This is a genomic window from Acinetobacter sp. V89_7 (assembly GCF_029967895.1).
Taxonomy (GTDB): Bacteria; Pseudomonadota; Gammaproteobacteria; order Pseudomonadales; family Moraxellaceae; genus Acinetobacter; species Acinetobacter soli.
Genome location: NZ_JASCAJ010000022.1, coordinates 12,333 through 26,113, shown reverse-complemented (window position 1 = coordinate 26,113; position 13,781 = coordinate 12,333). Strand labels below are relative to the sequence as shown.

Sequence of the window (13,781 nt, the reverse complement as noted above, 5' to 3'; positions counted from 1 at the left end):
GCTCAAACAAGGTGATAATGTGCAGTTAAATTTTTAACATTTTTCTGACGCCTTACCTATGTCGCATATTTCTGTCTTACTTCATGAAACTGTAGATGCCTTACTGGCCAATCGCGACACAGGAATTTATATTGACGGCACCTTTGGCCGTGGCGGTCATACCCGTTTATTGCTGTCCAAACTGGGCCCAGATGCGCAAGTTTACGGATTTGACAAAGACCCGCAAGCGTTGGCGGTGGCACACCAGCTTGAGCAAGAAGATTCACGCTTTCACATTATTCATGCCAGTTTTGCCGATATTCAAGCCGAGTTGAACCAGCGGGGCATTGAGCATGTCGATGGCATTATGGCAGATCTTGGTGTGTCTTCTCCGCAGCTCGATCAGGCCGAACGTGGTTTTAGTTTTATGCAAGACGGTCCACTCGATATGCGTATGGACAACTCTCAGGGTCAGACCGCCGCAGAATGGTTGCTGCATATTGAAGAAGAAGCGTTAGCCAATATTATTTATCAGTATGGCGAAGAACGATACAGCCGCCGTATTGCCAGAGCCATTAAGCAAGCGGGTTTACTTGAAACTACAGCACAACTGGCGGAGTTGGTAAAAGCTGCACATCCGAAGTGGGAAAAACATAAACACCCAGCCACTCGCACCTTTCAGGCGATTCGAATTGCCATTAATAAAGAGCTTGAAGATATCGAGCAGTTTTTGCCACAGGCGGTCGATTTACTCAAACCTGAGGCCCGTCTGGCAGTGATTAGTTTCCATTCGCTTGAAGATCGATTGATTAAGCAGTTTATTCAAAAGGAATCGACCATTGCAGAAGATTCTGGCTGGGGCATGCCGCAACAGCAAATCGATACGCGTCGTTTAAAGAAAATTTCCCGGATACGGGCCAGTGAAGAAGAAGTAAAAGCCAATCCGCGTTCGCGTAGTGCATGGCTTCGGGTTGCTGAACGTTTAGTATAAAGGCAGAGCATGGATAAAAAAGACAACGTGGACAAAGCAGGATCATTGCCGATAAAAAAAATGATGGTATATGCCACAATGGTGATTCTGGTTTTTGTTAGTGCGCTGATGGTGGTATTTCAGGTGTTTGAGTATCGGCACGATTATCGAGAACTGAGTGGCTTCATGCGTGAAAAAGATGATCTGAATGCCGAGTGGGGACGCTTGCTGATTGAGCAACAAACCTTTGGTGCAACTGCGCAAATTGGTTCACGTGCCGTGACCCAATTACGCATGTACTCTCCACCTGCTGCGCAAACGGCAGTCATTTCATTGCCTATGACCTCTGAGCAAAAACACTAAGGCCTGCTGTATGATCGACAAGCGAACCAAGCAAACAAGAAAAAAACAGCAATCTATTACAGAGAAACCCACGCTGGCGTTTGATCTGTGGCGGTTCTACTTACTGTGGGCAGTGGTATTGCTCTGCTTTGCCATTTTGATTGCACGTGCCTTTTATGTACAGGTGATCAATAAGGATTTTCTGCAAAACAAGGCCAATGCCAATATTTTAAGAACAGAAAAGCTCAAAGCGATGCGCGGCGTGATTAGTGATCGTCATGGCGTGCCACTGGCGATCAGTACGCCAATTATGCGGGTCGTGGTTGATCCACGTGACTATTTCGATACCAAAAAAGAATACGATGAAATTTCTGCCGAGCTGAAAAAAGATCCGAACAATCGCAAGCTCAAGCGACAGTTACCAGACAAAAACCTTAATTTGGATGAACTGGCCGATGCAGTCGGGATGGATCGTGCTGAACTCAAAAAGCAGATGTATGCCCGACCGCGTTCGCGCTATCTGGTTTTGCAAAAAGAGATTCCGCCGCAGCAAGCAGATCTGATCATGAAGCGTAATTTTCAGGGTGTTTATACCGAGAAAAACTATAAGCGTTTCTATCCACAGCCGCAGGCCAATGCCCAGATCATAGGTTTAACCAATAGCGAAGGCATTGGGGTTGAAGGCTTGGAAATGCAGCTGAACAAGCAACTGGCCGGAATTGATGGTGAGCAGAAAGTCATTCGTGATAAGCGCGGTAATCGTTTAAAAATCTCCGAAGTCATCCGAGAGGGTGAGCCGGGCGAAAATATTACCTTGAGTATCGATTCACGTCTGCAATACATCATGTATCGTGAGTTAACTGCTGCGGGTGTGGCCAACAATGCGCGTTCGGCCTCTGCCATTGCAGTAGATGTAAAAACCGGTGAAATTCTGGCGATGGCGAGTTGGCCATCGTATAACCCGAATGACAAAAATGGTCTGTCAAATAAGGATGCCATGCGTAACCGCGGCGCGATTGATATGTTCGAGCCGGGCTCGACCATGAAGCCTTTTACGGTGGCAGCAGCGCTCGAAAGTGGTCAATATACGCCAAATACCATTGTCAATACCTCACCGGGCTCGATGCGTTTAGGCTGGCATACCATTCGTGATACGCATAACTATGGCGCGCTTACTCTAACAGGGGTAATTGTAAAGTCGTCCAACGTCGGTTCTGCCAAAATTGCCCTTTCGCTACCGAAAGATTCAATTCCGACCTTTTTCCGCCGTGTCGGTTTTGGTCAGCGCTCAGCCGTACATTTTCCCGGCGAGAGTGGTGGTCTGATTTTACCTGCAAGCAAGCTAACCCCGTCGCAAATTGGAACCATGGCCTACGGTTATGGCCTCAATGCCACCATTTTACAGTTGGCGCAAGGCTATGCCATGCTGGCCAATCATGGGGTAAAAATGCCATTGAGCCTGCGTAAACTGGATGAAAAACCTAAAGGTGAGCAGGTCCTCAACCCAAAAATTGCCGATCAGGTGCTGATGATGCTTGAGCAGGTGACGATGCCTGGGGGAACTGCAACACAGGCCAATATTCCGGGATATCGTGTTGGGGGTAAAACAGGAACCGCGCATAAATTACGTGCCGATGGTAAAGGCTATGCACAAAATGAATACCGCGCCCTGTTTGCGGGTGTAGCGCCAGTGAGCGATCCGCGCTTGGCCATGATTGTGGTGGTGGAAAACCCGCAAGGACGTTACTACGGCGGTTTGGTGGCAGCGCCTGTATTTACCAGAATGATGCAAGAATCACTTCGCTTAATGAATGTTCCACTCGATAAACCATTGGATACGCCAAGTAATCCAATTTTAAAACGCCAATAAGAGGTGGAGAATGCGCGTTTCATTTCAAATGATCGCTGCAGTAGATGCGGCGGTTTGCTGGCGAGATCAACCGTTTCAGGGATTTTGTCTCGACAGCCGTTTTATTAGAAAAGATCAGCTTTTTATTGCACTGACCAGTTATTCACAGCCAGAAAAAACCCGTGCTTTTGCCGAAGCGGCACTGGCACATGGTGCTTTAGGTGTGATTTGCGAACAGCCTTTGGGGCTGGAAAAAGAATGGGTGTGTCCAGATGTCCGCCACCGCATGGGTATCTGGCAACGTGCTTATTTGCAGCATACTGCACCTGTTGAGCCTGCACGGATTGTCGCCGTCACGGGGACCAATGGTAAAACCACCATTTCACGCCTGATTGCAGAGCTATTGACTCTACAACATCAGACCTGTGCCGTGATGGGCACCACTGGTAACGGAATTTTACCGCATTTAAATCCATCGACGCACACCACACTCGACGCACTACAGCTTCAGTCTGCCTTACATGACTATGCACAGCAAGGCGCCAAATTTGCTGCGCTAGAAGCCAGCTCGCATGGACTAGAGCAAGGCCGACTGCAAGGCTGTGCTATTGAAATCGCGGTATTTAGTAATTTAAGTCGTGATCATCTGGATTATCACGGCACGCTGGAAGCGTATGCAGAAGCCAAGTCGCGTTTGTTTGCCTTTGAATCATTAAAAGTTGCAATTATTCATCTAGACGATGCCTTTGCACCGCTCATGCTGCAAGTGGCTCGCGCGAATCCCGCTCAGCCTAAAGTGCTTACCTATTCGCTTCAACAGGCCGCAGACTATAGCGTTAAAGATTTAAGTTTTAGCTTGGAAGGCGCGCGCTTTACTTTGGTTACGCCGCAGGGCGAGTATCCGGTACACAGCCCATTGCTTGGGCATTTTAATGTCGAAAACTTGGTTGCTAGCTTAATTGCAGCAGAGCAAGCTGGTTTTGATCTGGCAGTGCTTTGTGCAAGCACCCTACAGCTCAAAGGCGCGCCAGGGCGTATGCAAGTGATCCGCGATCAAGAGCGCGTTTTTGTAGTGGATTATGCCCATACACCAGATGCGCTTGAACAAGTGCTGAAAACTTTGCAGCGTCATGTCGGACAGCGTTTATGGGCGGTGTTTGGTTGTGGTGGCGATCGAGATCGGGGTAAGCGCCCGCTGATGACCCAAGCAGCCTTAAATGGCGCAAATCCAGTCATTTTGACATCGGATAATCCACGGACAGAAAATCCAGAGCAGATTTTTACAGATATGAAAGCCGGCATCGATTTTTCTGGTCATGAGGTGTATGAACTACATGATCGACGTGATGCAATCCGTTATGTGGTCAATCATGCACAAGCGGGCGATATTGTGGTGATCGCTGGAAAAGGCCACGAAAATTATCAGGATATTCAGGGTGTACGCCATTGGTTTGATGATGTTGTCGAGGTACAAAATGCCCTAGACGCTCAGCATCAATCGATTTCTTCGGCCTCTTCTGCGCAGTAGGTTTTTTTATGCATACGTCGACAACCAGTACGGTGCCACTCGAGCCGTGGACCGCAGCACAATTACAGCACGCGACCCAAGGCCATTGGCACAACGGGCGTGCGCCAAGTACGCAAATTAAAAGAATTTTAACAGACTCACGCCACGCCGAAGCCGGCGATGTATTTCTTGCCCTCAAAGGTGAGCGCTTTGATGCCCATGACTTTGTGGCACAGGTGGCTGCCAACGGCTGTCAGATCGCGATTGTAGAGCGTCCACTGGATTTAGACATTTGCCAATTGGTGGTTTTGGACACCCGCTTGGCGCTTGGGCATTTGGGCGCTTATCGTCGTCAGCAATATCCAGACTTACAGGTCATGGCGCTAACTGGAAGTAGTGGTAAAACCACCACCAAAGAAATGTTGGGTAGCATCTTGTCGCGACTGGCGCCGACGCTGGTCACGCGCGGTAACTTAAATAACGATTTGGGTGTACCGATGATGCTGCTTGAGCTAAAACCCGAGCACCGTTATGCGGTCATGGAGCTGGGTGCCAGTCATCAGGGCGAAATTGACTATACGTCGAAACTGGTACAACCTCATGTGGCGGGTATTTTAAATATCGGTACGGCACATTTGGGTGAGTTTGGTGGGCGTGATGGTATCTGTCGTGCAAAATCCGAGATCTATCATCATATCGACGCTGCAGGCACTTCAATTGTGCCGGCCAATGACGACTTTACCCAGCAGATTCGCCAGGCCGTCCGTACCCAAAAACATTTAAGTTTTGGTGACGGGGGCGAGGTATATGCCACGGATGTGGTGCTGCATGCACAATCGAGTGAATTTCATCTACATACTCCACGTGGTCAAGCGCATGTGATTTTGCCCTTTGCCGGTGAACATAATGTCGATAATGCATTGGCCGCAACTGCCTTTGCCTTGGCAATGGGTATTGAGCTGAATGATATCGTGACAGGGCTTGAGCATGCGCAAGGCGCTAAAGGACGACTCAACTTTATTCGTCACCAGCAGCATCTGTTTATCGATGATACCTACAATGCTAATCCGGGATCCATGCGGGCTGCCGCAGGCGTACTGGCGCAGCAGATCGGTGTAAAAGTGATGGTGACGGGTGATATTGGTGAGCTCGGTGACGCCAGCACGCAGGAACATTTCGATTTAGGGCATGATCTTGTGCTCGAAGCGATTGATTATGTCGTGGCGGTAGGTGAGTATGCGGCTGCCATGCAACAGGGTGCCCAGCGTAGTAAGCATCCAGAAAAATTAACTGCGTTTGCAACACAGGCAGACGCGCTGCCATTTTTAATTGAATTAACACACCAACATCAACCCCAGTCCATGAGTTTCTTGTTTAAAGGTTCTCGTTATACCCATATGGAAACGTTGATGGCTGATTTGATGGAGAAACTTTAAATGCTGTTATGGTTGTTTGAACATCTATCGGGCTATAACAGCTCGTTCCAAGTGATTCGTTATTTAACATTACGTTCGTTGCTCAGTGTCCTTACGGCACTGGCAATTGGCTTGATGCTTGGTCCGATGATGATTCGTAAACTACAAGCATTGAAATACGGTCAGGCCGTTAGTTCTTTTGCACCTGAAAATCATGCCAAAAAAATGGGAACACCCACGATGGGCGGTGTCCTCATTTTACTCTCGATTGGAATCAGCACCTTACTCTGGGCAGATTTATCCAATCCATACGTTTGGATTGTGCTGGGCGTGATGGTGGTTTTTGGCGCTGTGGGCTGGGCCGATGACTGGATCAAAATTCGTTATAAAGACAATGCCGGACTGCCTGCACGTAAAAAGTTTTTCTGGACGTCGCTGGCCTCTATTGGTGCGGGAATCAGTTTGTATGTGATTGCACAACATCAAGACAATCCGATTCACACTGCCAACATGCTGGATTTATTGATTCCATTCTTTAAAAATCTCACCATTCCGTTGTCGGCCATTCCTTTGGGTCTGGCATTTATTGTATTTACTTATCTGGTAATCAATGGCGCTTCCAATGCGGTCAATCTGACCGACGGTTTGGATGGTTTGGCCATTATGCCGATTGTAATGGTGGCAGCAGGTTTAGGGGTATTTGCGTATTTGGCTGGTGACATCCGTTTTGCCAATTACTTGCATATTCCATATGTGAAATATACCTCTGAGCTGGTGGTGATTTGCTCGGCGATGGTGGGTGCAGGCCTTGCATTTTTATGGTACAACGCACACCCTGCGCAAATCTTTATGGGTGATGTCGGTGCACTTGCACTGGGTGCGATGCTGGGCACGATTGCAGTTATGGTGCGTCAGGAAATCGTATTTGCCATTATGGGCGGTGTCTTTGTGATGGAAGCCGTTTCGGTATTTTTACAGATCGGATCGCTGCGAATGCGCAATAAGCGGGTGTTCTTGATGGCGCCGCTGCATCACCATTACGAAAAACAAGGTTGGAAAGAGACGCAGGTCGTGACGCGTTTCTGGATTATTACAATTATGCTGGTGGTTTTGGGGCTAATGACTTTAAAATTGCGTTAAGCTACCCATCAGACAAAAAGAGCCGGCACCGCCGGCTTTTTTTATGAGGAAACCGAATATGAATGTGTTGATGTGCCCGGTGTGCGGCGACAAACTGGCGCTTAATCAGATGACTTGGCGCTGTACGCAAGGACATAGCTACGACGTGGCCAAACAAGGCTATGTAAATTTGCATGTGGTGCAGCACAAGCACAGTAAAAGTCCGGGCGATACCCCTGAGTCGGTTCAGGCCCGACGTGCTTTTTTAAGCGAGGGATTTTATCAGCCTTTACGCGATGCGTTAGAAGCTGAACTCGCCAGCTTAAATCCAAAGTACTTGCTCGATATTGGCTGCGGCGAAGGATATTACACCGATGCCATGCAACAGCATGTAAAGCACTGTATTGGGCTGGATATCGCCAAGACGGCGGTTCAACGTGCAGCAAAACTGAATCGACAGGTGACGTGGGTGGTTGGAACTGGCGCAGTGCTACCGGTACTGGATCAGTCCATAGATGTCTGCACCAGTCTATTTAGTCCGATTCCCCAAAAGGAAATTTTACGTGTCCTTCAACCGGAAGGTTACTTGATAGTGGCCACGCCAGCACCCCAGCATTTACTTGGTATGCGCGCGGCCTTGTTTGATGAAGTGAATCCGCATACTCCTGAAAAGTTTGTCGAGCAGCTTCAGCACGATTTCGAACTGGTTAAATCTGTGAGTGTGGAAAGTACGTTTGATTTAAATCAAATCCAACTCAAGCATTTAATCGCCATGACGCCATATGCGTATAAAGCTAAAGCTGAAAAACGAGAAGCACTTGAAGCGCAAGAGGGCATGCACCTCACCGCAAGTTTCCAGCTTTATCTATTTAAAGTCCGAAAAAAACAGCCATCAATTTGATGGCTGTTTTTTTTTCGATTAAGTGACCTGATTAATCAGGCCTTCTAGCGCATCGCCGCGTTTGGGCGCATCGCTTTTCTTGGGTGTCGATGGCGCGGTATTCGATGGTGGAACCTGAATCTCTTCACCCGGTAAATCGGCAAAATCACTGTCAGGTGTTGCAACAGGTGCCACAGGCGCAGGCACATATAGCGGACGTGCCAGCGGTGGTGAGGCTTTATCGTCATTGCGATTATTAATTTCAATGGTTGGTTTTTCGCGTGAAATTGGCGCTTTGGCATTTTTGTCCAGACGTACCCACGCAGATGGTGTATTTTTTAGCGACTGATCCATGAAGTTGGTCCAGATCGGTAGTGCTGCAATACCGCCATATTCACGTCGGCCCAGCGTTGTAGGCTGGTCGAAACCGACCCATGCCACTGCAACGAGTTTGCCATTAAATCCTGCAAACCAAGCGTCTTTGGCATCGTTGGTGGTACCGGTTTTACCGCCTAAATCGTCACGACCAATTTTAAGCGCCGCGCGCCCTGTACCATGCAAAATAACATCCCGAAGAATATTGGCCATGTCATAAGCTGAACTGGATTTTAAAATCCGCTGTGCTTGACGATAGTTGGCAGTGTCTTCAGATGCTGTTACAGCAGGAGCGGGTGGTTGCTGCAAGGTCTGGTTATTGACCTCAATCACTTCATCATCTGGGGTTTGAGGTGCTGTATCTGTAGCAGCAGGCTGTTCATTGATACAAGGAATACAGGCATACTCAGGTTTTGCTTCAAAGATGACTTTACCGTAAGCATCTTCAATACGACGGATAAAGTGCGGTTGAATACGATAACCGCCGTTGGCAAAAGTGGCATAGCCAGTTGCCATCTGGATCGGTAAGACTTGCGGGGTACCCAAGGCAATCGTGAAGTTGCGTGGAATCTGATTGTCTTGCAAACCAAAATCCATCAGCAACTGTCGGGCCCGTTCAACGCCCACAGTTTGTAATAAGCGCACCGAAACGGTGTTACGTGATAAATACAGCGCTCGACGTAGTGGAATCATGCCTAGATAGCGGCCATCGGAGTTTTTCGGCGACCAGCGTCCGATGGTAATCGGGCTATCGTTGACCATGGAGTACGGTGTCATACCACGCTCAATGGCCAAGGCATAAATAAACGGCTTGATGGTCGAACCCGGTTGACGCCAGCCTTGTAATGCGCGGTTAAATTTTGATTGGTAAAAGTTATATCCACCCACCACGGCTTCAATCGAACCGTCATTTGGATTCAATGCAATTAATTGACCTTGAACCCGTGGAATTTGCACCAATGACCAAGCAGATTTATCGTCATTCGGACGTAAGCGCACAATATCTTTGACTTTCACAATCTGCGACGCGCGTGACGGCAATTCGCCTACGCTATTGGCATTGCGATAGCGGCGTGCCCACGACATTCCCGACCAAGGCACTGTGACAGTCTGTCCATCCTGCATGCGTGCTTCAAATGTATTGCTTCCGACTTTAATGACTTCTGCAGGAAAGGTATTGGCATAAGGAATAAATTGATTCAGCGGTTTGTCATGTGCCTCTGCACCTCGCCAGCCGTGTCTGCGATCATAGGCTTCAAGTCCATCTTGTACCGATTGCTCGGCGTAAGCTTGGCGCTGGCTATTGATGGTGGTGTAAACCTTATAACCAGAATCGACTGCCTGTTCACCAAACTTTTCGACCAGCTCTGCACGTACCATTTCACCAATATACGGGAAGCGGTTACTTACACCACGGTCTGGCATATCGAGATTGATGGGTTCGGCCACTGCTTGTTGATACTCGGTCTGATTGATATAGCCAAGTTGCAACATGCGTCCTAAAATCCAGTTTCGGCGCTCAAGTGCGCGCTCTGGATTAACCACGGGATTGTACTTAGAGGGTGCTTTAGGCAAGCCCGAAATCATGGCCATCTCAGCAATACTGAGCTGATCAAGGGTTTTGTTGTAATAGATCTTGGCGGCGGCCGCGATACCATAAGCATTTTTTCCCAAGAAAATTTTATTGACATATAGCGTCAAGATTTCTTGTTTACTCAGGTTTTGCTCAATTTTTCGCGCCAAGAAAATTTCAGTCAGTTTACGTTTTAAAGTACGCTCTGGCGATAAATAATAGTTTTTCGCCACCTGCATGGTAATGGTCGAGCCACCCGTTTGTACATTTGAACCGGTTACGGTTTCACTTAATGCACGCCCCAAACCCTTAAAACTAATCCCGCTGTGCTCAAAAAAAGATGAGTCTTCAGCTGCCAAAAAAGCATGAATAAAATGTGGTGGAATTTGATTATATTCAACCGGAACTGAAAGTTTACCGCCATATTCTGCGATTAATTGATTGTCTGCGGTATAAACCTGTAATGGTTTAAGCAACGGCGCCTTTTTCAAGGAGCTCATTTCAGGCAAAGACGGGGCAATATAGAGATACATGCCATAAAAACCCATCGGAACTGAGACAAGTACCATGATAATGAACAAAAAAAATGGGTGAACGCGGCCTGAACTGGATAGCTTTTTCATAACAAGTGGGTTTTAATAAGAGCTTAACGCAAACTAATTGTGGGTCAGTATATCCTTTAGAATAGCGGATTGTTAGATGAGATATTGTATCCGCATAAAATTAATGACCTAGATATAATTAGCCCTTGCTTCTTTGGGGGACAGAAAAATAATAGGACACCATTTACGTGCTCAGATTATACCGTAAAACCAATAAGGGGTTGGTTGGGGTTGATATCAGTTCGACTTCGGTCAAAGTACTCGAGCTCTCTGCCAAAAATGATCGTTACTGTGTAGAAAGTTATGGCTTGATTCCGCTGCAAGAAAGCAGTGTAGTTGAGAAAAATATTCTTAATCCTGAAGCGGTGGCCGACGCATTGACGCGCGCCATCAATCTGGCCAATCCACAAGCGACCCAAGCGGCCATTGCAGTGCCCACCTCAATGGTCGTACACAAACTGATCGAAATGGATGCCGACATGACCGATGATGAGCGAGAAGTTCAGATTCGAATGGATGCCGAGCGTTTTATTCCATTTCCTTTAGATGAAGTCAGTCTTGATTTTGAAGTCACGCCAGAACGCCCAGCCAATCCTAATCGGGTCAATGTCCTGATTGCAGCGACACGTACCGAAAATGTCGATACGCGTGTTGAAGTGCTAGAGTTGGCAGGTTTAACGCCTAAGGTGGCAGATGTTGAAAGCTATGCCATGGAGCGTGCATTTCAGGTTTTTGCCGATACCTTGCCGATGGGCGTAAGTACGGTGGGAATTTTAGATATTGGCCATACCATGACCACGCTGTCGGTGATGCAAAAGGGCAAGATTATTTATACCCGCGAGCAGGTTTTTGGCGGTAAACAACTCACTCAAGACGTTCAAAAACGCTATGGAATGTCTTATGAAGAAGCAGGACGTGCCAAAAAAGACGGCTCGTTGCCCGAGGATTTTACCGCAGAAGTGTTTGAGCCCTACCTAGAAGCGCTGGTTCAGCAGGCGGCGCGTTCATTACAGTTTTTCTTTTCATCTTCGCAGTACAACGAAATTGACCATATTTTGCTCGCAGGCGGAAATGCCAATATTCCGGGGCTAGCCCGATTGTTGCAGCAAAAACTGGGCTATCGGGTGACGGTGGCCAATCCGTTTTTACAAATGGATTTTTCACCACAGGTGGATGTTCGCAAGATCGAAAATGATGCTGCATCGCTCATGGTGGCATGTGGGCTGGCCTTGAGGAGTTTCGATGATGACACGCATTAACCTCCTTCCATGGCGCGATAAACTGCGAGAAAAGCGTAAAAAAGAATTTATTTTACTTAGTGGTTTGGTGGCAATACTCGGATGCGCTGCCGTTGCATTGGGCTGGACGTATTTTAATTTCAAGCTTAATGATCAAGAGCAGGCCAATCAGTTACTTATTACTACCAATCAAGCCTTAGACCATCAACTCAAAGCACTCGATGGTTTACAGCAGCAGCGAGATGCGATTGTAGAACGGATGAAACTGATTCAGGGCTTGCAATCGCAGCGTCCTGTGGCAGTTCGCCTCATTGATGAAATTGTTCGGGTTACACCAAACAATATGTATCTGACCAAATTTACCCGGACTGGCGATAAATTCACGCTAGAAGGCCGAGCCGAAAGCCCGAATACCGTAGCCGAATTATTACGCAACCTTGAGGCATCGCCTTGGTATCGTAATGCTTTTATGAATTCATTTCTGGCGGTCGACGATACCAAAGAGAAGGCGCCAACGTCTGTTGTGCCAAGACCTGAAGAAGCATACGGTAGTTTTGTGGTCAGTGTCGATTTGGGTGAAATTGGTGTGGCCTATGCGCCACCAATCACCACTGCAACAGCAGCCAATGCGGGGGCCAAGCCATGAAACGAGATCCAGTCGATCACACGGCACCTGAGCAAGCACCTGTGCAGAAAAAACGCATGACGGTGGATAAGTTTTTTCAGCAGTTTAATACGCTCGACATGAGCAATTACGGGAGTTGGCCCAAATCGGTCAAAATCACCTGCTGGATATTTATTTTTTTCTTAGTGGTGGCGCTTGGTTATTTTGTCATGATTCGTCCGCAGTTAGACGCCATACAGACCGCGCGTGCGCAAGAACAAAACCTTCTGAATGAGTTTAAAGAAAAAGAATCCAAACTACGCAATCTACAGCAGTATCAGCGTCAATTGGTCGAAATGCAGGCCAGCTTTAATCAGCAACTGACGCAACTTCCAAAGGAAAGTGAGATTCCGGGCTTGGTCGAAGACATCAACATGACGGGTGTGAACTCGGGTTTAAAATTTAAAAATATTCGGCTTGAAAATGAGGTCAAACAAGAAATTTTTGTAGAGCAGCCAATTTCGATTGAAGCCACGGGTGACTACCATGCTTTTGGTGCCTTCGTCAGTGGTATTTCGGCCTTGCCGCGTATCGTGACCATGCATGATTTTGTCATTGAAGCAAAACCTGCCAAAGAAACCTCGGATATTCCGCAGGTCGATTACAGCGTCAAGGCGAAAACATATCGTTATATCGGTGTAGACGAGCAAAACGCTGCCTCGTCGGTTCAGCCATCTGCCGCACCCGCAGCAGCACAAGGGGGGACACCTTAATGATACGTCAACTTCTGTGCTTGAGTGTGGTGGTGCTGGGGCTTGCGGGTTGTGACTCACGCATTGACAGTGTGCAGCAGCAAATGGCCGCTATTCGAAGTCAGCCACCGTTACCGATTGAGCCTGCGCCTGTATTTATGCCTGTTCCGCCCTACCTTTATTCTGCCAATCAGTTACGCAATCCATTCTTGCCGAACTCGATTGCCGCAGAACTCAAGGTGATGTCTGGAAAACGCGTTTACCCAAATCTATCCAGACCCAAACAGCCACTTGAAAGTTATGCGCTTGAATCATTAAACATGAAAGGCAGTATGCGCCGCATCAATGGCCAAATTCTGGCATTAATTCAAACGCCTGATGGTGAAATTGAGCGTGTACAAATTGGCAATTATATGGGGCTGAATGAAGGGCGGATTGTAGCCATCTCACCCACACAAATTGATTTAATGGAAATTGTGCCAGATGGACGTGATGGATTTATTGAACGGCCACGATCTTTGGTTTTAATTGGACCGAAGCCCTAGTGCACAGGGGAATAATAATGAGAAAAAGCTT

At 47.6% G+C, this 13,781-nt stretch carries 12 protein-coding genes; 11 read left to right on the top strand and 1 reads right to left on the bottom strand.

Features of this window, described 5'->3' with window-relative positions; all coding sequences use genetic code 11:
* Positions 1–58 precede the first annotated feature (58 nt).
* From rsmH to QLG00_RS05340, 7 genes are read left to right on the top strand one after another with little or no spacing between them, the layout of a single operon-like run.
* Positions 59–970 (top strand): 16S rRNA (cytosine(1402)-N(4))-methyltransferase RsmH, encoded by a 912-nt coding sequence (gene rsmH, locus QLG00_RS05370; RefSeq protein WP_282470624.1) that lies wholly within the window; start codon positions 59–61, stop codon positions 968–970.
* A 9-nt stretch (positions 971–979) separates the two neighbouring features.
* Positions 980–1,312: a cell division protein FtsL gene (locus QLG00_RS05365; protein ID WP_004934203.1), complete on the top strand. Its 333-nt coding sequence runs from the start codon at positions 980–982 to the stop codon at positions 1,310–1,312.
* Positions 1,313–1,322: 10 nt separating this feature from the next.
* A complete protein-coding gene (gene ftsI / locus QLG00_RS05360) occupies positions 1,323–3,161 on the top strand; it encodes a penicillin-binding protein PBP3 (RefSeq protein ID WP_004934206.1) in 1,839 nt (612 codons plus the stop codon).
* A gap of 10 nt (positions 3,162–3,171) precedes the next feature.
* A complete protein-coding gene (locus QLG00_RS05355; protein ID WP_282470623.1) occupies positions 3,172–4,668 on the top strand; it encodes a UDP-N-acetylmuramoyl-L-alanyl-D-glutamate--2,6-diaminopimelate ligase in 1,497 nt (498 codons plus the stop codon).
* A gap of 8 nt (positions 4,669–4,676) precedes the next feature.
* Positions 4,677–6,083 carry a UDP-N-acetylmuramoyl-tripeptide--D-alanyl-D-alanine ligase gene (gene murF / locus QLG00_RS05350; protein ID WP_282470622.1) on the top strand — a complete coding sequence of 469 codons (1,407 nt, stop codon included), beginning with the start codon at positions 4,677–4,679 and terminating at the stop codon, positions 6,081–6,083.
* Entirely contained in the window at positions 6,084–7,202 is a 1,119-nt protein-coding gene (gene mraY, locus QLG00_RS05345) for a phospho-N-acetylmuramoyl-pentapeptide-transferase (RefSeq protein WP_004934213.1), read from the top strand.
* Between the two features lie 58 nt (positions 7,203–7,260).
* Positions 7,261–8,082 carry a putative RNA methyltransferase gene (locus tag QLG00_RS05340; protein ID WP_048764516.1) on the top strand — a complete coding sequence of 274 codons (822 nt, stop codon included), beginning with the start codon at positions 7,261–7,263 and terminating at the stop codon, positions 8,080–8,082.
* Positions 8,083–8,100: 18 nt separating this feature from the next.
* Here the strand turns inward: QLG00_RS05340 and ponA are convergent, their stop codons facing one another.
* Positions 8,101–10,632, bottom strand: a complete 2,532-nt coding sequence (gene ponA, locus QLG00_RS05335; RefSeq protein WP_034440435.1) for a penicillin-binding protein PBP1a — start codon at positions 10,630–10,632, stop codon at positions 8,101–8,103.
* 167 nt (positions 10,633–10,799) lie between these two features.
* On the opposite strand from ponA, the gene QLG00_RS05330 reads away from it, so the two are divergent.
* Genes QLG00_RS05330 through QLG00_RS05315 form a run of 4 tightly spaced genes read left to right on the top strand, consistent with a single transcriptional unit; the run spans position 10,800 to position 13,750 of the window.
* Positions 10,800–11,870, top strand: coding sequence for a pilus assembly protein PilM (locus tag QLG00_RS05330; RefSeq protein WP_004934220.1), 1,071 nt, complete (start codon positions 10,800–10,802; stop codon positions 11,868–11,870).
* Entirely contained in the window at positions 11,857–12,495 is a 639-nt protein-coding gene (locus tag QLG00_RS05325; RefSeq protein WP_282470633.1) for a PilN domain-containing protein, read from the top strand. Before QLG00_RS05330 ends, QLG00_RS05325 begins: the two co-directional genes overlap by 14 nt.
* Positions 12,492–13,226 carry a type 4a pilus biogenesis protein PilO gene (locus tag QLG00_RS05320; RefSeq protein WP_076033126.1) on the top strand — a complete coding sequence of 245 codons (735 nt, stop codon included), beginning with the start codon at positions 12,492–12,494 and terminating at the stop codon, positions 13,224–13,226. Before QLG00_RS05325 ends, QLG00_RS05320 begins: the two co-directional genes overlap by 4 nt.
* A complete protein-coding gene (locus QLG00_RS05315) occupies positions 13,226–13,750 on the top strand; it encodes a pilus assembly protein PilP (protein WP_004934225.1) in 525 nt (174 codons plus the stop codon). The genes QLG00_RS05320 and QLG00_RS05315 overlap by 1 nt, the downstream gene beginning before the upstream one ends.
* Positions 13,751–13,781 lie beyond the last annotated feature (31 nt).